General features: G+C 68.8%; 16 protein-coding genes and 2 pseudogenes. 9 read left to right on the forward strand and 9 right to left on the reverse strand.

Annotation, left to right across the window (positions count from 1 at the left end; all coding sequences use genetic code 11):
• The first annotated feature begins 179 nt into the window (after positions 1 to 179).
• Positions 180 to 437 carry a hypothetical protein gene (locus tag AC08OJ_RS11050; protein WP_476595682.1) on the forward strand — a complete coding sequence of 86 codons (258 nt, stop codon included), beginning with the start codon at positions 180 to 182 and terminating at the stop codon, positions 435 to 437.
• Between the two features lie 230 nt (positions 438 to 667).
• Entirely contained in the window at positions 668 to 1441 is a 774-nt protein-coding gene (gene uppS, locus AC08OJ_RS11055; protein ID WP_476592757.1) for a polyprenyl diphosphate synthase, read from the forward strand.
• 1017 nt (positions 1442 to 2458) lie between these two features.
• Here uppS and AC08OJ_RS11060 read toward each other — a convergent pair.
• A complete protein-coding gene (locus tag AC08OJ_RS11060; protein ID WP_476595683.1) occupies positions 2459 to 3772 on the reverse strand; it encodes a lipase in 1314 nt (437 codons plus the stop codon).
• On the opposite strand from AC08OJ_RS11060, the gene AC08OJ_RS11065 reads away from it, so the two are divergent.
• The 3 genes from AC08OJ_RS11065 to AC08OJ_RS11075 all read left to right on the forward strand — a co-directional run bounded on the left by AC08OJ_RS11065 (position 3773) and on the right by AC08OJ_RS11075 (position 5859).
• On the forward strand, positions 3773 to 4225 hold the full coding sequence (locus AC08OJ_RS11065) for a hypothetical protein (RefSeq protein ID WP_476595684.1): 453 nt from the start codon (positions 3773 to 3775) through the stop codon (positions 4223 to 4225).
• 442 nt (positions 4226 to 4667) lie between these two features.
• Positions 4668 to 5324, forward strand: coding sequence for a hypothetical protein (locus tag AC08OJ_RS11070; protein ID WP_476595685.1), 657 nt, complete (start codon positions 4668 to 4670; stop codon positions 5322 to 5324).
• 49 nt (positions 5325 to 5373) lie between these two features.
• Positions 5374 to 5859, forward strand: coding sequence for a hypothetical protein (locus tag AC08OJ_RS11075; RefSeq protein WP_476592758.1), 486 nt, complete (start codon positions 5374 to 5376; stop codon positions 5857 to 5859).
• 175 nt (positions 5860 to 6034) lie between these two features.
• Here AC08OJ_RS11075 and AC08OJ_RS11080 read toward each other — a convergent pair whose 3' ends face one another.
• Positions 6035 to 6499: a hypothetical protein gene (locus AC08OJ_RS11080; protein WP_476592752.1), complete on the reverse strand. Its 465-nt coding sequence runs from the start codon at positions 6497 to 6499 to the stop codon at positions 6035 to 6037.
• A gap of 243 nt (positions 6500 to 6742) precedes the next feature.
• Here AC08OJ_RS11080 and AC08OJ_RS11085 point away from each other — a divergent pair, with 243 nt between their 5' ends.
• A complete protein-coding gene (locus AC08OJ_RS11085) occupies positions 6743 to 7309 on the forward strand; it encodes a YceI family protein (protein ID WP_476592751.1) in 567 nt (188 codons plus the stop codon).
• 150 nt (positions 7310 to 7459) lie between these two features.
• On the opposite strand, the gene AC08OJ_RS11090 is transcribed toward AC08OJ_RS11085, so the two are convergent.
• Positions 7460 to 7816 (reverse strand): winged helix-turn-helix transcriptional regulator, encoded by a 357-nt coding sequence (locus AC08OJ_RS11090; RefSeq protein WP_462186903.1) that lies wholly within the window; start codon positions 7814 to 7816, stop codon positions 7460 to 7462.
• A 296-nt stretch (positions 7817 to 8112) separates the two neighbouring features.
• Between AC08OJ_RS11090 and AC08OJ_RS11095 the strand changes: the two genes are divergently transcribed.
• Positions 8113 to 10062 carry a DUF2142 domain-containing protein gene (locus AC08OJ_RS11095; protein ID WP_476595686.1) on the forward strand — a complete coding sequence of 650 codons (1950 nt, stop codon included), beginning with the start codon at positions 8113 to 8115 and terminating at the stop codon, positions 10060 to 10062.
• On the opposite strand, the pseudogene AC08OJ_RS11100 reads toward AC08OJ_RS11095, so the two are convergent.
• The 5 genes and pseudogenes from AC08OJ_RS11100 to AC08OJ_RS11120 form a co-directional block, all read right to left on the reverse strand.
• A pseudogene (locus tag AC08OJ_RS11100) lies at positions 10026 to 10166 on the reverse strand (ABC transporter substrate-binding protein); the annotation flags it as partial. The gene AC08OJ_RS11095 and the pseudogene AC08OJ_RS11100 overlap by 37 nt on opposite strands.
• Positions 10163 to 11119: pseudogene (locus tag AC08OJ_RS11105) on the reverse strand (ABC transporter substrate-binding protein). The pseudogenes AC08OJ_RS11100 and AC08OJ_RS11105, both read right to left, overlap by 4 nt.
• Positions 11120 to 11773: 654 nt before the next feature.
• Positions 11774 to 12694 (reverse strand): MurR/RpiR family transcriptional regulator, encoded by a 921-nt coding sequence (locus AC08OJ_RS11110; protein ID WP_476592747.1) that lies wholly within the window; start codon positions 12692 to 12694, stop codon positions 11774 to 11776.
• Between the two features lie 254 nt (positions 12695 to 12948).
• The gene (locus AC08OJ_RS11115) at positions 12949 to 15177 is read right to left on the reverse strand and encodes an NADP-dependent isocitrate dehydrogenase (protein WP_476592746.1); all 2229 of its coding nucleotides are present in this window, start codon (positions 15175 to 15177) and stop codon (positions 12949 to 12951) included.
• A gap of 413 nt (positions 15178 to 15590) precedes the next feature.
• Positions 15591 to 16007 (reverse strand): hypothetical protein, encoded by a 417-nt coding sequence (locus AC08OJ_RS11120; protein ID WP_476592745.1) that lies wholly within the window; start codon positions 16005 to 16007, stop codon positions 15591 to 15593.
• 335 nt (positions 16008 to 16342) lie between these two features.
• Between AC08OJ_RS11120 and AC08OJ_RS11125 the strand changes: the two genes are divergently transcribed.
• Positions 16343 to 17167: an isocitrate lyase/PEP mutase family protein gene (locus tag AC08OJ_RS11125; RefSeq protein ID WP_476595687.1), complete on the forward strand. Its 825-nt coding sequence runs from the start codon at positions 16343 to 16345 to the stop codon at positions 17165 to 17167.
• Positions 17168 to 17248: 81 nt separating this feature from the next.
• Here AC08OJ_RS11125 and AC08OJ_RS11130 read toward each other — a convergent pair whose 3' ends face one another.
• On the reverse strand, positions 17249 to 17449 hold the full coding sequence (locus AC08OJ_RS11130) for a hypothetical protein (protein WP_476592743.1): 201 nt from the start codon (positions 17447 to 17449) through the stop codon (positions 17249 to 17251).
• Positions 17450 to 17659: 210 nt separating this feature from the next.
• On the opposite strand from AC08OJ_RS11130, the gene AC08OJ_RS11135 reads away from it, so the two are divergent.
• The coding region (locus AC08OJ_RS11135; protein ID WP_476595688.1) for an epoxide hydrolase family protein at positions 17660 to 18374 on the forward strand (715 nt) is incomplete at its 3' end.

Below are 18374 nucleotides of genomic sequence, written 5' to 3' on the forward strand. Positions count from 1 at the left end.
TGCAAATCCCAAGATGCGCATCTGGAGCGCCGTGGCGAGAGTATGGACAGAAACTTACCGAATGTCACCGTAAGACGCAGGAGCGGCACCGATAATGATATCAACGGTTTTCACCGGTCGACCTTCGTCCGCCATGGCCGCCGTGGGCGGCTCCGGACGAGCTACGTGAAGAGGGGTGCATGATGGAGTCCTCGACTGACCAGTCGAGCTGGTCGGACGTGTGGTCGCACATTCCGGCCGCGAATCCGCAGCGATCCGGCCCGCTCTGGGCGTTGGCGGTCCTCATCGGGCCGGATCGGGCGGTGGAAGGTGTCGTCGGGTTCTTCGTGACACCGGCCGAGGCGAACCGGCACGCCCGGGCGGGGGGCTACGAGAACTGGCTGGTGATTCCGGCGCTGGACCTGCACGGGGTGGGTGGGCCGGTGGCGGTCCTGTGACCGGCGGACAGCCCGATCGCGACGTCGGTCCGAGCCCCCGCGGAAGCCCTTCCTCGGGAGGGGGCACACTGGTATCCCGACGTACCACTCCCCCACTCCCCCGCATGTGACACCCACGACAGATCGACCACAGGCCCATTCCGACCATGGGCTCTCCCCGGACTCCTCCTCCCCCGGGTGCCCCGCGATCGCCGGGCGCCCCACGATCGAAGGTGTAATCGAAGGTGCAGCTGACGGCCGGCCCCCTCTACGCGCTCTACACCCGTCGCCTGCGTCGGCAGGTCATGGCGGGTCCACTGCCTGCGCACGTCGGGCTGGTCATGGACGGCAACCGCCGCTGGGCCCGCGAGATGGGCATGGCGAATCCGAGCCTCGGCCACAAGTACGGCGCCGAGCACGCCGAGGACGTCCTGTCCTGGTGCGAGCTTGTCGGGATCAAACACGTCACCGTGTTCGTCTGCTCGACGGAGAACCTGCAGCAGCGCGGGGACGCCGAGGTCGCCTTCCTCATGCAGGTGATCGAGCAGGTGGTGGCCGACCGGCTCGGGCGGCCAGACGCCCGCTGGCAGGTCCATCTCGCGGGCATGCTGGACACGCTGCCGGACAGCACGGCCCGTGTCCTCAAGGATGCCGTGGAGACGACCCGCGGAGTCACGACCGGCGCTCACGTCACCCTCGCCGTCGGGTACGGAGGTCGCCAGGAGGTCATCGAGGCCCTGCGCGAACTGCTGTACGAGCGGGCCGAGGCGGGGGACTCGCTGGCCGACGTCGCGTCGACGCTGACCGTGGACGACATCGCCCAGCACCTCTACACCGCCGGCCAGCCCGACCCCGATCTGGTGATCCGCACCAGCGGGGAACAGCGGCTGTCCAACTTCCTGCTCTGGCAGAGCGCCTACTCGGAGCTGTATTTCTGCGAGGCGTACTGGCCGGCGTTCCGTGAAATCGATTTCCTGCGCGCCCTGCGCAGCTTCGCCGCCAGGGAGCGACGCCACGGTGCCTGATCCGCGCCTGGCCCGCCCCTGAACCGCCCTTGAACCACTCCTGAGCCGCCCTTGGACGGCGGGCTGCGTACGCCTGGTTTTTCCGCTTCCCACTGCCCGATCATTTCTTTCTTTATCTGGCTATTTCCCCCTTCTCGCCTTTTTCCTTTCCTTCTTTCCTTCCCCCTTTCCTCCCTTGAGCGGGGCTGGTATCCCCCCGGACAGGAAGATCGTTCAGACGGTCAACGCCGGTCATGGGCCACCTATGAATTCGTAATGAAGTAATTAATGCAAGCCAATATGCGTCTTCGTAGGTCACAGGCTCGCGAGGACCCCGAAGTGAACAAGTTATTTCATTCCGAATCCTAAGTGCTTATTGCGCCATCAGCGAACTACCGTCGAGTCTCCGTCGCGCTGGTGCAAGCCTGTCGCCTGTCGGGACCTGATGTCAGACATAAACGGAGCATCAATGGCATCCGCCACCAGCGTCCACAAGGATTGGAAGATCTTCCTCACCAGAGAGGAGACCGAGATGGTCGCTAACGGCGTCGACATAGCCGCGATAGTTTCGGCCGTCATACCCGAGCCGGCCACCGCCACGGTGGCGTCGGTGGCCCCGCGAATCCTCGCTTTTTACGCGAATCGCGCTCTCAAAATCAACAAGAGACTCGGCCTCGAGGTCAACATGCCTAGCCCCAATTTCCCCGTCCGCACCGAAACCATCGGGCCCCCGGTGTGGCCTTTCCGAATCTAGCCATGATCAAAAATGGCGGCCGGAACGTCGTCAACACCGTTGATTATCTTGTCTGCACTCCCCGGAGGCACCGAGATACCTGACCGCCGCTGACGATGAACAGCGCCGACGACGAACAGCCCCGACGACGAACGCTGAAGCCGACGAGCCGGGAGGTCCCTCCGTCCCACCCACGAGTGCCGCCCGCCGACGTCCGATTTCGCTGGCCGGTTGACCGGCCATCGCCGGCGATGGGACCGGCGATGGCCGGGGACCATGGATCGTCCTGGTCCGTCAGCTCGCTGTTACTGCTGCACCTGTTGCCGGAACCAGCGGACGACCGCGGCCGTACCGGCCTTGTTGGAGTCGAGATGACCGACGTTGGGTCCCAGGTTGATGATCGGGGCGTCGGCGCCACTTGCCAGGAACGCGGCCCGGCAGTGCTCGCTGTTGGCCCGCGGAACCTGATGGTCGGCGCCGCCGACGTAGAGCCGGACCGGCACCCTCGGGTTCCAGTTCGAACAGGTCTTGTCCGCCGCCCACAGCGCCACGGCCAGCCGGCCCTGGGGGTTGCGGAGCAGGTCGAAGCCGTGTGGGGTGAGCAGCTTGTCGGTGGTCGCCGGCAGGCCGGCGAGGATCTGCTCCCCGGTGTGCTTGCCGTCGAAGAGCGTCGCGACCTTCGGGTCCTGGAACACCTCCGCCGGCGAGCGGTACAGGTGGTGCAGGCGGTTCCAGGAGACGAGGAAGAAGGCGGTGTAGCCGACGCCGAAGGGCCATGCGACCTGCCCGTTCAGCCACGCCGGCAGCTCCACGGAGCGCAGGTCATAGGCTCCGCTGACGGGCGCGAGGGCACCGAGTCGGAACGACGGGTCGGCGCCGGCCCGCAGCGCCTTCCCCAGTCCCGTCGCCGCCGAAGCGCCCTGGGAGAACCCGGTGACCAGCACATCCCGTTTGAACTTCCGGCCTTCACGCTCGGCGACAGTGCGCGCCGCGCGGAGCAGGTCCAGCGACGCGCTGGTCTCCGAGGGGACGTCCAACCACGGATGGTCACCCGGCCCGACGCCGTAGCCCAGGTAGTCGGGGGCGACCGCCGCGAACCCGGCGGCGGCGTAGGTGAGGGCCGGGGCCTGCCCCCAGGAGTTGGCCTCCAGATCGGTCGCGGTCGACGGAGCGTCTGTGCGGTTGATCTCGGTGCCGTGGGCGTAGGAGACAACCCGTAGCCAGCGGTCCTCGGTGCGCGGCAGCGCCACCAGGCCGCTGGCGGTCGTCCGACGTCCACGGGGGTCGATCGTGTAGTACACGACCCGGTAAGTCCGCACCCCCGACCGGATCACCTCCGGATCGGCGTCGAACCCGGTACCGGCCAGGACCGCCCGCACATACTCCGCCGACAGGACCCGTAGCCGTTTGACGGAGACCACATCCCCGCGGTAAGAGGATGTGTGGCGCCAAGCCGTGGTCGGCCCGGTGGCCGCGGCGGGGTCGATGAGGGCAGTGGTCGTCGCGGTGGCCGTCACCGCGGTCGTCGCGGCGAGGACGAGCCCCATGACGGTCCGGCGCCGCCGGGAACGCCGTCCCCTCCTCACGATGTCCTGCCGCCCGTGACGTACCAGCCGCACGTGACGTCTCTGCGGCGCGTGGCCTCCTTCCGGGACATGACCCGTTTCCTGCTCGTGACCCATTTCCCGCATGTGACGCCCCAGTGGCACATGACTTCTTTCCTGCACGTAGCCTCTTTCCTGCATGTGACTTCCTTCCCGCGTGTGCATTGCGATGCCGGTGACGCTAGAAGTGGGCCTGTCGCCACGCCGGTGATCCTAAAAGTGGGCCTGTCCAGGATGAATGCGGTCAGCAGGTCGACCCGGGCGGGGAAAACCACCGCACACGGGCTTCGAATGGCCTACCGGATTCCGCCGGTGATGATGGCAACCGTGCCGGGGAGATCGAACAGCCGCTCAGGTGTCTTCATCGCGCCCTCTGCCCGCCCGTCGGATGACCGCTACCTGCTGGCTGCCATCACGCCCTGCCCGGAGGATCAATGTAGGTGGCCTGGTCAGATATCCATCGCTTGATGGGCAGCACCGTCGGCACCGGGAGCACGCTCCCGACACCGACAGTCGTAGTGTGATCACACCAAAAAGACGGATGCACCGGCGAAGGTGATTTCCGGCACGGGCCGCCGGCCCTGAACGCGTGCGTCGCCCGCGAAGGACCGGTTATAGGCAGTCGATCCCCGGAAAGGGTCGCCGCGGCGACACCCGCGCCCACCGCCGAGGGATGCCGGGAGAAAGCGCTCCGGTGGCTGTTAGCATGCTCCACATGGGCTTCGGGAAAATCACGGCGTCTATGCCCCTTGGGGGAAATCCACGGTGCCGGCGATGAGATCGGTCACGATTGCCCCCGATCCGACCTCCGCCGGCTCCCCCGGGATGTGGGACACCGCCCCAAAAACCGCGGAGCAGACGCAGCAGAACGAGCTGATCGGGCCGGCCGCCCGGCTGGCGATCTGGGTGTTTGAACGCGCTGCGCAGCCTGTTGGCCGTACTTTTCATCGCGACGGTCATGTGCTTCTACTCCCTTGCCCCGGTGGCCCCGGTGGCCCCGGTGGCCCCGGTGGCCCCGGTGGCCCCGGTGGCCCCGGACCGCGCGGCCGAATACCTCGCGGCAAGCCTGCGGTTCGGCGTCTTCTACGCCTCGATCGCCGTCTTCGCGGCATTCTTCTTCGATCGCCGCCACCTCGAACACGTCTTCTGGCGGATGTCACTGGGCTGCGTGTGGATCGCCCTGGCCGGCTATGCCGTCGCCGACGTCCTACCGGCGCCGGTGTGGGTAGACTCCGGCGCCGGCGGCACGCCCCGGCTGCGCGGGCTGCTGGCCGAGCCCTCGTCCTGGGCCCCGGTCATCTCCGTGCTGATCCTGCTGGCGGTCCGGCGCAGGTCGTGGCGAAACCTGGCACTCGTCGTCCTCGCCGGTCTGCTGACCAAATCACCCACGGTCCTGCTCACCGCCTCTATCAGCCTGGCCTTCTGTTATCTCAACGGGGTTCGAGCGGTGGCTGCCCGGGGCCGCCGGACGATCGTCCTCGCCGCCGGCCGGCTACCTGACCAGCAACAACGGCCTGACGGTCGCGTTCGGCCGGCTCGTCGCCGGACTCGGCGCGCTGGGCGATGACACGGCACCCGCCACCGCCAACGGCCGTTACACGAGCGCGCGGATCGTCATGGCCGAGGCCCGGCAGAACGGTCATCCGAACATCGGCTACGGCCCGAACTCGAACTCCGTCTATCTCGCCAAGAAATACGGTGACGGCCGGAACTACGCGGCCAACTCCCTCTACCTGGCCTGGCTGTTCGATTTCGGTCGGATCGGCGCGTGCGCTCTTCTGGCAGCGGTCTTCCTGATCCTGCTGCGGCTGGCCGGACGGCCGGCATCGGCCGCCCTCTTCATACCCTTCCTGGTCGCTTCCCTCATCAACTCCGCACAGGGTTTCGAACTTTTCAAGTTCACCTTCGTCTCCATCCTGCTCTACCTGTTCGGCTGGGAGCGCCGTATCCTCCCGGCAACCGCCGTCAAGAACCCGGTCTCGCACGATGCAGACCAGCAGACCAGCCGTCGGGACACACCCTGCGCCGGGGTTTCGAGTGGGCGCACGAGGTCGACGTGGGTGCCGTCGGCGATACCGAGCTCGTCGGGGTCGTCCGGGTGAACGAACACGACGCGCCGGCCGCGGCGCACCCCGCGGTACCGGTCGTCCATGCCGTAGATCGTCGTGTTGTACTGGTCGTGGGGACGGACGGCCTGCAGCAGCAGGTGTCCCGGCGGGACCCGCAGCACCTCGCAGGTGTTGACCGTCAGCGCCTGGAACAACGCCGGGTCCCCGTTCACCCGGATCTGCAGGAACTGATCCGCCAGGGTCGTGCCCCGCCCGAGCAGGCTGGAGCGATCCCGATCGTCGCCGACAGCGCCGCCCCCGACGACTCGTGACACATGTTCGAACAGTCCGGCAGGTTGTTCGTCCCCACCATCCGCGCGAACAGCTGCCAGACGAACGCCACCTCATTACTCGTCCGACCCGATGTGTAGAACACCGCCTCATCCGGACTGTCCAGCGCGTTCAGCTCCCCCGCGATGATCCCGAATGCCTCGTCCCAGCCGATCGGCGCGTGCCGGTCCGCACCCGGCGCCTTGAACATCGGCTCGATGATCCGACCCCGGCTCCCCAGCCAGCGCCTGGACCGACCCGCGAGATCCGCCAGCGGATGCGCGGCGAAGAACTCCCGGCCCACCCGGGCCCGCGTCGCCTCCTCCGCCACCGCCTTCGCGCCGTTTTCACAGAACTCCGCCACCGACCGCTCCCCCACCGGCGGCTCCGGCCACGCGCACCCCGGCCGCTGCCTCGAAAGCCTCACTCCGCCTACGCGGCATGACTGACACCCCCATGAGGACCGGCACCAGCACCAGCATTGAACCGGCAGCGGTCCAGGACCTCACTACCCCTTGTCTTTCGTTAGCTACTAATGTTTTGTAGGGGTACCGTTGCAGCCGCAACGGCCACCGCCCCATCCGTCGATCATCGACCTGGAGGTCCCATGACCGCGCCATCCCCGTCCGACATCGCTCCGCTGCCCCTGGCCGCCGGTACCTGGACGCTCGACCCCGCGCACTCGGGCGTGAACTTCCAGGTCCGCCATCTCGGCGTCACCAACGTCCGCGGGCGCTTCGACACGTTCTCCGCGACGCTGTCGGTCGGCGACACCCTGGAGTCGGTGTCCGTCGGCGCCGAGATCGACCTGGCCTCGATCAACACCAACCAGCCCGACCGGGACGCGCACCTGCGTTCCGCCGACTTCTTCGACCTCGCGTCCCACCCGTCCATCACGTTCACCTCGACGTCCGTCACGGGCAGCGACGAGGAGTACGAACTCGCCGGCGATCTTTCGATCAACGGAGTGACCAGACCCGTCACCCTGGCGGTCGAGTTCTACGGGGTCGACACTCACCCCGTAGACGGCCGCGTCCGGTCCGGCTTCGCCGCGACGACGGAGATCCGCCGCGGCGACTATGGCATCACCTTCAACCTACCGCTCGGTGCCGGCAGGCTCGCCCTCTCCGACAAGGTCAAGATCGAGCTCGACCTGCAGTTCATCGCCCCCTGATCAACCCGGCTCCCCAACCGGTCCCGCGCCGTCGCGAGCCCGCGCCCCGAGATCATCCGGGCTCACGACGGACCGTGGGCACCTCCACCGGCCCGACAAGTACCAGCCCGGCGGGTACCGGCCCGGCAAGCTCCGGTCAGCAAGCCCCGGTCAAGGAGTCCTGGGAGACGGCGGCTCCCCGCGCGCGACGAGATACTCCTGCGCCCATACCTCCAGCTCGTGCAGCGCCGTCCGCAGCCCCTCGCCCCGCGGGGTGAGCCGATAACGCGTTGCCACCGGCGGCCCCTCGAGAACCTCACGCTCCACGAGGCCGGCCTGGACGAGTTCGGTGAGACGGCCCGACAGCATCCGCTCGCTCACCCCCGGCACCAGCTTCGCTATCTCGGAGAACCTCGCCGGGCCGGCCATCAGCGTACTGATGATCAGACCGCTCCACCGCTTCCCCAGCAGCGCGAAGACCGGAGTCAGCGCCTGACAGCTCACACCGTCCTCCGGCCTCGCAACCATCGGGTCATAGTAGATGCCCGACGCATCATGGGTGCCCCGACGCATCGCAAGTCACGACGCAGGACAGGCCCTCATGTGGGACCAACTCAGGCTGTCACACCCACCCGGACGACCCGGCGGGGATCGGGAGCGTAGGCCGGCGTGCCGGTGAAGGCCAACCGGCGGGTCCTGGTGGCGACCCGCGGAAGACCGGCCCGGTCCCGCCAATCCGCCAATCATGCAGTGGAGTTAGATAGGCGCGACAGGATGCGATGGGGTGAGGGAACCATCGGGCGTCGGGGCGCGGCAGGGGAGTCATGGCCGGTGTACCGGAGTGCCGTTCGACGACGGACACTCCCGGCAGTGCCGCGCCTCACCGGAGTGGCCGGCGGGGCTGGCCGGGTCGGCTGGGCCGAAGTGGTCGGCGGGGCCGGCGGGGCCGGCTGCGTGGCACGGCCGGCCGGTCCCCGGGTGCGTCCCGGCTGCCTCCCCGGCTTCTCGTCGCGGGGTTCCTCCTGCTCGTCGCCGCCTGGGTCGGCACCAACCCGCCGGGGTTCGGCCCCGACGAGCCCGCCCACTTCGTGAAGGCGGTCGGCGCGGGCACCGGACAATGGACGGGAACACCCGGCCGGCTGGCACATCCGTCGTTCGGCAACGGACCGGGCCGCACCGAACGGATCGACTGGATCAATCGCAACAGCCGCGTCTTCGCCCTGCCCGCCGGGCTCAACCCCGGCGCGGCGGGGTTCCCCTGCGACCTCTTCCGCGACTGGCTGTCCGTCGCGTGCCTCGACCGTCCGCACTCCCGGCCGGCGGCGACGCGGGCCCTCAGTTACGTGGGCACCTATGAGCCCTATCTCTACGCGGTCGAGGGTGCCGTGATGACCCGCACGCACACGGCGGACGGCGCGCTCTACGCCGGGCGGGCGACCTCGGCTGCCATCGTGGTGACACTGTTGGCGATCATCATCTTCGCCTCCTGGGATTCCCGCGCCGGACTGCTCTCGGTCGGCGGCGTGCTGCTGGCGGTCTCGCCGATGGCGTTGTTCCTGGGTTCCGTCCTCGGCACGAACGGGATGGAGATCGCGGGCGCGACCGCGTTGTTCACCCTGGCGCTGCGGCTCGGTCGACCGGGCGCGCCGCCGAGGTGGATCTGGCCCGCCCTCGGCCTCGTCGCCGCGCTGGTGGCGTTGTCCCGGCCGTCCGGCCCCCTGTGGGTGCTGCTCACCCCGGTGATCGCCGTCGGTCTCGCGGCCCCCCGCGCGCGGGCGCGGGCCGTCGATGCGGTACCCGCCGTCGAGCAGCCCTGGCCAGTCGAGCAGCCCCGGCCAGCAGAAGGGACCCGGCGGCACCGGCTGGTCGGGTGGCTCTCGGTTCCGTGGGTCGCCCTCGCCGTGGCCGGGGTCGTCGCGACCGCGGCCTGGGAGAAGCGCGTGCAGCCGCACCCGGGGATAAGCCGTGAGCTCGCGGAACAGGGGCTGCGGCAGCTGTCGTCCGACGTGCCCGCCTGGGCACGGCAGTGGGTCGGGGTGTTCGGCTGGGCGAGCCTGCGGATGCCCTCGTTCGCCTACTGGACATGGGGCGCGTGCCTGCTGGTCCTGCTCGGCGCGGCGTTCGTCGTGGGAACCTGGCGGCAGCGGGTCCGCCTCGGCGCGGTGCTGATCGGCGTGGTGGCGGTGGCGGTGGCGCTCGACGTGCTGGTCCTGCGGCAGACGCGCTTCCCGGTTTACGGGCGGTACCTGACGCCGATCGCGGTGCTGGTGCCCTTGGCGGCCGGGGAGATCCTGACCCGGTGGGCCGCGCGCATCCCCGCGGCCCTGCGCCGGGCGGGGCCCGCCGTCGCCGTCATGGCGGTGATCGCGGTGCATACCGTCGGCCTGTGGACAGACTGGCACCGCAGCGCCGTGGGCATCTATGGACCGGCCTGGTTCCTGGGCTCGTCGCAGTGGAATCCTCCGGGTGGCTGGGTCCCCTGGATGGCCCTGGCGGGAGCCGGTGCCTGCTGCCTGCTCGCCGCCGCCGCGGCGGCGGCCGGGCCGCGGCGTTCGCCCGCATCGCCCGGCGGCGGGGACGCGTCAGATCAGGGCCCGGCCGGCCCGGGTCACGAGGCGGCCCGGCCGGCCGTGATTTCCTTGCCACACAGGTTCTCCGCCACGACGCCGAAGGCCGTACCGGCATTGTTGACCTGGACGAAGGCCAGGCAGGTGCTCTGCCGGCCCAGACTGTTCCTGAGGTCGATCGGCTGGATCAGGCCGCCGGCATCGTAGTTCGTCACCGACCGCAGTCCGTCGACGAAACCCTGCCGGGTGGGGCAGTCCCCGGCCTCCTCCAGACCGCGCAGGAACAGGTCGGTGTTGATGTAGGCCATCATCGTGATCTCCTGCTCCGGGTCCTCCCGCTGGGGGCGTAGCGCCGCATCGCGTCGATGTAGCTCGTGATGGGAGAGCCGCCGGCCTCGAAGGGCCGGTGGAAAACCGGGACCGTGACGCCGGCAACGGCGGCGCCCGCATCACGCAGCAGTCGGCCATCGTAGCCGCTGGCGGCAAGGATCACCGTGGGATTCCCACCGGCGGCGCGGATCGCGTTCAGCACGGCGGGGAGTTCATGGGCGTCGACCACGGTGAGGAGGGTGTCGGCGCGAGCCGCGACGATCCGTTGGGCGATCGCCGCCGGGCTGTCGGCGTTCGCCGTGTAGCTCACCTCGTCGACGACCGGGATGCCGACTGACTGCACGCTCTACACAATCTTGCTTCCGGTGTCCGCGATCCCGGCTGACAGGGCGGTCCTGAGCAGAACGGCCCTGGTTCCCCCACGTGACTGGACGAGCCTGCCGTATGTGTCGATGGCGGATCCGGTGATGTAGAACGACGAGAACATGTTCCGGTACTTCGACCAGACTTCCTCAGCCGCCACGCCGGCCACCGGAATATTCTGCTCGGCGAGGTACGACGCGCTGCCACTCGCCGCCAGGGTGAACTCAAGGAGGCCGAAGACCTTCCTCTCCTCGACCAGTTCCCGCACGCCGATGGCATTCGCCTCGGCGGTTCCCTGGTCGTCGCGCCAATCGTACACGATTTTCCGGCCGTGTACCCCGCCACGCTCGTTGGCCAGCCCGATCCGGGCGTCGAGGCCGGCTCGCGCGACGGAGAAGGGCGCGAGCACCCCCGAGTCGGGGTAAAGCACACCGAGCCTGATCTGATCCTCCGTCACTCCAGGAGTGTCACAGGAGCCCGCGGACGCCTTTCCGGACGAGCAACCGCCGGTGCCGGCGGCTACCACCAGCAGGGCGGCGGCGATACCCAAGGACAGGACTGGGCGGCGCATAGGCGAGGGATCCCCGAGGAGAACAAGACAGGCAGCGCAGGGAAATATCCGTTCACGCTCCGGCCCGCTCGACGAATGGGCGAGAGCGCGTGGGCGGACCTCGCTGTATATGGACTATGGGACAGCTACCGCCGACCGTCGGCTGGTGCCCGCCGGCAGATGTCCCGACATTACCCAACACCACCTTCGTGGCGTAGCGATTCAGCTGACGTGGCCGGGTGTTCGGTGTCCCGTGGGAAATCATTGTCACCACGGCTACAGTTGTTCCCGGCGCACGGGACGGCCGGCCAGACAGACAGGCAGGCAGACCACCGGCGGAACAACAGCAGGACTCGACAAGCCACGGCCCCGGTGCACGTGGGGTTTCGTGCCCACGGGAGATTTCTTCGCGATCCGTCTCGGTCAGCGCCTCGCCGCGCGCTCGGCCTCCTCGTCGGTGGCCGCATGATGTGTATCACGGTGACGTGATTCACGTGCGGTGCGCTGACCGTTTGAGGCCGCTTCCCAGGCCAACTCGTCCCGGTGCAGCGGCTGGGTCGTCTCGCCCGGGAAGACGGAGATCACCTGGGTGCGGTGGAGCTGGCCGGCGTCGCCGTGGGCGGCAGGTGGTTGGCGGCGAGAGTGGTGTTCATGGTCGGACACTCCTAGACATGATCAGATGCGGTGCTCGGTGATAACGTCGCCGGTCGCGGCCAGCGCGTCCTGGGATTGCCGGTGCCGTAACGCGATCAGAACGAAGATCGCGTCGAGGACCACCAGGTGCACGATCCGGCTGGTCATGGTTTCGATCCGATAGGCGGTCTCCCGGCTGCCCGCGACCAGCACCGACTCGGTCAGCTCGGTCAGCGGCGAACTGGCGAAACTGGTCAGCGCCACCGTGGCCGCGCCGGTGGTCGCGGCGGTACGCATCGACGCCAACGTCTCGGTCGTCGACCCGGTGTGGCTGATCGCGAAACAGACGTCCCCCGGGCCCAGCATCCGCGCCGACACGTGCTGGACGTGCACATCCGCCGGGTAGACGGCCGGCAGCCCGATCGTCGTCAGCCGGTAGGCAACGTCGGCGGCCAGGGGGGCCGACGTCCCGACCGCGACGAACAGAATCCGCCGCGCGTTGATCAGCAGGTCTACGACGCGGTCCAGCGCGCCCGCGTCCACCGCGCGGGCCGCGACGCTCAGCGCGCCGGCCATCCCCGAGAACACCTTGCGGACCACCTCGGGTGAGCCGTCGTCCGCGGAGATCTCGTCGAGCAGTTGCCGTTCGACCGGGATCGCCTGCCGCGCCAGGCGCAGCTTCAGGTCCTGGAACCCGCGCAGGCCGAGTGTCTGACAGAACCGGATCACCGACCCGACCGAGCTCCCGGACACCTCGGCCAGCTGGGTCACCGACATGTCCAGGACCTCCAGCGGCGCCGGCAGCACCGCATTGGCGACCCGCCGCTCCGCCGGCGACAGGCCCGGCAACCGGGATCTGATCAACTCCAGCGCGTCGCCGTCACCGACCGACCCGGGACCCCGCTCAATATCGCCGACCGGCCCGCAAAATCGCTCAACCACCCGGCTGACGCTAGGCGCCACCCATGAACCTCAGGGGACGGACATGTCAATGATGGAATAACAATCCATATGTCGGTTCATCACTGGAGCAAAGTTCCGCCGCGACAGGCGGAGGCCATTGCACTACACGGAGTCACGACACGGTCGCGGCCTGGCGGCGGACCGGCCTCGGCACCGGGGTCCGGCCCCGGGCTCCGGGGCCCTTCCCCTCATCGCGTTATCGCGTCATCGCGTGGGATCCCCCTCGTTGGCGTGGGACCCTCGCTCGGGTCTCGTCAGCCGAGGCTGGTGAGGCTGGCGATGGCCTCGTTGAAGCTCTTCGACGGACGCATGACGGCCGCGGCCTTGACGGGGTCGGGCTGGTAGTACCCCCCGATGTCGGCCAGCGAGCCCTGGACCGCGATCAGTTCGTCGACGATCGCCTTCTCCTCGTCGGCGAGCGTCTTGGCGAGACCGGCGAACGCCTCCGCGAGACGGGGGTCGCCGGTCTGCGCGGCCAGCTCCTGCGCCCAGTAGAGCGCCAGGTAGAAGTGGCTGCCGCGGTTGTCGAGGCCCCCCAGCCGGCGGCTGGGCGACTTGTCCTCGTTGAGGAAGGTGGCGGTCGCGCGGTCGAGGGTGTCGGCGAGCACCTGGGCACGCGCGTTGCCCGTCGTCCGCGCGAACTGCTCGAAGCTGGCCGCGAGCGCCAGGAACTCGCCCAGGCTGTCCCAGCGCAGGTAGTTCTCCTTGAGCAGCTGCTGGACGTGCTTGGGCGCGGAGCCGCCGGCGCCGGTCTCGAACAGGCCGCCGCCGTTCATGAGCGGGACGACCGAGAGCATCTTGGCACTCGTGCCGAGCTCCAGGATCGGGAACAGGTCGGTCAGATAGTCACGCAGCACGTTGCCGGTGACCGAGATCGTGTCCTCGCCGCGGCGGATCCGCTCCAGCGAGAACGCGATCGCGTCGACCGGAGCCTTGATCTCGATCCGCAGCCCGGAGATGTCGTGCTCGGGCAGGTACGCCCGGACCTTCTCGATCAGCCTCGCGTCGTGGGCGCGGTTCTCGTCGAGCCAGAACACCGCCGGGTCACCGGTGGCGCGGGCGCGCGTGACGGCGAGCTTCACCCAGTCCCGGATCGGCGCGTCCTTGGCCTGGCAGGCGCGGAAGATGTCGCCGGCGGCGACCGCCTGCTCCAGCACCACGGTGCCGGCCTGGTCGACGATCCGCACCGTGCCCGTGGTAGGGATCTCGAAGGTCTTGTCGTGACTGCCGTACTCCTCGGCCTTCTGCGCCATCAGGCCGACGTTGGCCACCGAGCCCATCGTCGCGGGGTCGTAGGCGCCGTGCGCCCGGCAGTCGTCGATGACGACCTGGTAGATGCCGGCGTAGCTCGAGTCGGGCAGGACCGCCAGGGTGTCCGCCTCCCGGCCGTCCGGGCCCCACATGTAGCCGGAGGTACGGATCATGGCCGGCATGGAGGCGTCGACGATGACGTCGCTGGGCACGTGCAGGTTGGTGATGCCGCGGTCGGAGTCGACCATCGCCAGGGCGGGGCCCTCGGCGAGCTCCGCGGCGAAGGAGGCCTTGATCTCCTCGCCCTCGGGCAGCGATTCCAGGCCCTTGAGGATGCCGCCGAGCCCGTCATTCGGGGACAGACCGGCCGCGGCGAGCGTCGCGCCGTGGGTGACGAACGTCTGCGGGAAGAAGGCCCGTACCACGTGGCCGAAGACGATCGGGTCGGAGACCTTCATCATCGTGGCCTTCAGGTGCACCGAGAACAGCACGCCCTCGGCCTTGGCCCGGGCGATCTGCGCGGTGAGGAACTCGCGCAGCGCGGCCACCCGCAGGACGGCCGCGTCCACGACCTCGCCCACCAGCACCGGCAGGGACGGGAGCAGGACGGTGGTGCTGCCGTCGTCACCCGCGAGCTCGATGCGCAGCGTGCCGGCCTCGGCGATGATCGTGGACTTCTCGGTGGAGCGGAAGTCGTCGGCGCTCATCGTGGCGACGTTCGTCTTCGAGTCGGGTGCCCACGCGCCCATCCGGTGCGGGTGGGTCCGGGCGTAGTTCTTCACCGAGGCCGGGGCGCGGCGGTCGGAGTTGCCCTCGCGCAGCACCGGGTTGACGGCGCTGCCCTTCACCTTGTCGTAACGGGCGCGGATCTCCCGCTCCTCGTCGGTCTTCGGGTCGTCCGGGTAGTCCGGCAGCGCGTAGCCCTGCTGCTGCAGCTCGACGATCGCCGCCTTCAGCTGCGGAATCGAAGCCGAGATGTTCGGCAGCTTGATGATGTTCGCCTCGGGCGTCCTGGCCAGCTCACCGAGCTCGGCGAGCGCGTCCTCGACGCGCTGGGCCTCCTCGAGATCCTCGGGGAAACTGGCGATGATCCGCCCCGCCAGGGAGATGTCGCGGCTGTCGACACTGACCCCGGCCGTCGCGGCATACGCCTGGACCACGGGCAGGAACGAGTACGTCGCCAGGGCCGGAGCCTCGTCAGTGTGTGTATAGATGATGGTCGAGTCAGTCACCGATACTCCGCTTCGCGTCTGTTTCATCTGGGTATCAAGGTATGCCCTGAACGCCCGCTCCACCGGGGTCCTCGCCGGGCCGGGGCTGTCGGCAGCGGCACCCCACCGACCAGCATGATCGTTATATCGGGTCTCCCCGCGCGCGGGGCTCGGTGACGCTCCGGACAACCCGGGCACGCGGTCGCTGGCCGGTCCCGGACGGCCCGGCTCGCCGGCCATGGAGCCAACCTCGGGGCCAACCTCTCCAAACGCAACGCGACCATCTCCTCCGGACTCGCCGCGGTGCGGGCCGATGTAGCTTATTTCCTCGGCGATCGCGGCCGCCACATCCGGATCAGCCGCCGGCAACCGGGTGCGGGTGGGGCGGCGCCGGGCAGGTATCGGGCAGGCGCCGGGCAGGTGTTGGGCAGGTGCTAGGTACTGCCACCCGCGGTGGCGGACACGACGCGGAGCAGGACGGTCAGGCGGTCCCAGGCGACGAGGGTGGCATCGTCACGCTCCTCGGTGGGCGGTGCCGCGGCGAGAAGCTGCACGGTTTTCACCGCCGCGTACAAGTACAGCGGTCGGGGCCGCCAGGCGATCAGCTGCGGGTACGTCTCCTCCAGCGCCCGGTGGACGAGGTACCGGACCGGAGCATCGGGGCGATGGTGCCCGGAATCCAGCTGGTGGAGGATGGCGGCGGCAGCGTCGATTTCGTCCGCGTCCGGGATCCAGGCGTAGGCCCGCAGGGCGGTCTCCGCTTCGGTGAGCGCCTCGCCCGCGGCTGCTATCGAGTCTCCGTCGCCGTGGAGCACGGGCGGCGGGGCCCAGTCATCGTCGTCGTCGGTCATAGGACCACCGTCCCTCACCGCGGGCGTCCTGGGCTGGCGACTGACGTCCTCCCCGCCCTGAAAGGTGGGCATCCCAACTCCTACACACCCACCAAAGGGGTGCGTGGTGGTGAGGTCCGCGGTTCACCGGAACGGCCGGTGCCATGCCTCCCCGTGCGTTCACCGCACGTCCTGCGGCAATATCCTGGGCGGCGTTGATGTCGGCGTTGCACCGAAACCCGCAGGCGATACCTGCGAAGATGACGACACCCGCGACGCCTCACCGGCCGTCGACCAGCGCGCAGAACTCATCTGTCCACGCCGGTGCCCCAACCGGCCCCAGGAAAGTTGATGTGATGGACGACGACACGACCGCGCAACATCGCAAAGCGGTGATATTCCGTGAGCTACACGAGCAGGACAGCCCGTTTGTCATGGCAAATGCCTGGGACGCCGGAAGCGCGCGCCTGCTAACGCAAGCCGGCTTTGTCGCCATCGGAACCACAAGTGCCGGGCTGGCCCTCAGCCACGGTGTGGCCGACGGCGCGAACCTGATCGACCGCACGCTGACTCTTGCCAACGTCCGTGCGATCGCCGCCGCAACCCCGCTACCGGTCTCCGCCGACCTCGAGAGCTGCTTCGCGCAAACGCCCAGGGACGTCGAGGAGACCGTTCTGCTGGCCGCCGAGGCTGGAGACGCCACCGGAATACCGCAGGCGCCGATCCTGGCCTTGGACGACGCCGTCACACGAGTCGGCCACGCGGTCGCCGCCGCGCGAAGCCTGCCCTTCCCCTTCGTCATCACGGCACGCGCCGAAAACTTTCTCTACGGCCACCCCGATCTCGAAGATACGATACGCCGCCTTCAGGCGTACGCGGCGGCCGGCGCCGATGTGCTTTACGCCCCGGGCCTACTGGACCCGGACTCCATCCGCGAGGTCTGCAAGCGGGTCCAAGGCCCGGTGAACGTCCTGGTGGGCCCGCCCCCGTTCCCGTCGGTGACCGAACTGGGCCTGCTCGGTGCCCGCCGCATCAGTTTCGGCTCCCTCCTGCCGCGTATCGCTCTCGCGGCCGTGCTGCACGCGGCCCGGGAAATCTACGAAGAAGATACGTTCTCAGGCGCCGCCGAGGCGATACCCTATGCGCAGGCCAATCAGATGATGTCCTCGGAGGTGCGGTAGCGCGGGCGGAGGCGGCTGCTTCTTCACCGCCGTACGGGTCCGCCGACGAGACCGCCGACGACCGTGCCGGCAGCACCACCGTCAGCGGTCCCCGGCCCATCGACGGTCCGCTTCGTCCCAGTCCTCGTTGCGCCTGTCCAACCCCTGCCGCCAGTTCTCGGCGTCCGAGGCACTGCCGTAGGGACCCAGGCGCCGATGACCGGGCGCATCCGGCGGGTTCTCCGCGCGTCCGTGGTCGAGACACCACCACCAGCCGGACGGGTTCCAGGCCGAACTGTCCACGGACCCGGACCCGGACCCGGATCGGGAACGGGAACGGGCCCGGCGGCGCGCCGCCATCCCTCGTAGCCATGTCCACATAGCCGTCTCCTACCCGGGTCACGCGCGCCCGATCCCCCCGCGACGATGTCGTTCCGGCCGAGCCGGACTCACCCGCTACGTCGACCGGCGGTAGGAAGACGACGATGACGAGACGACAAAAAGGAGACGACAATGAGCCACGAAACCACGCCGTCGTACGCCGCCGAGACCCGGCCGTTCCCACTGGAGCCGACGCCGATTCACGTGCCCGACGACCTCCAGCGGCGCCTGGAGTTGACTCGCTGGCCGCTCGACGCGGGCAACGAGGACTGGTATTACGGCGTGAACCGTGCCTACCTGCAAGAACTTGTCGACTATTGGCGCACCGGCTACGACTGGCGCAAGTCCGAAGCCGCCATCAACGCCTACGAGCACTACCAGGTCGAGGTCGAAGGCGTGCCGGTGTACTTCATGCGCAAGGCCGGAGTCGGCCCCGATCCGACCCCCCTGATCCTCACCCATGGCTGGCCCTGGACGTTCTGGCACTGGTCCAGGGTCATCGATCCGCTGGCCGACCCCGGCGCATACGGCGGCGATCCCACCGAAGCATTCGACGTGATCATCCCCTCGTTTCCCGGCTTCGGGCTCTCCGCACCACTGCCGAACAACCCGGACCTGAACTTCTGGAAGGTCGCCGACCTCTGGCACACCCTCATGACTCAGACCCTCGGCTACGACAGGTACGCCGCCGCCGGCTGCGACGTCGGAGCCCTGGTTACCGGCCAGCTTGGGCACAAGTACGCCGACGAGCTGTATGCCATCCACATTGGCTCCGGCCTGAAGCTCACCCTGTTCAACGGCGACCGGGCCTGGGACCTCAGCGGCGGCCGGCCCATCCCCAATGCCG

The organism is Frankia sp. CgKIO3, assembly GCF_977946435.1.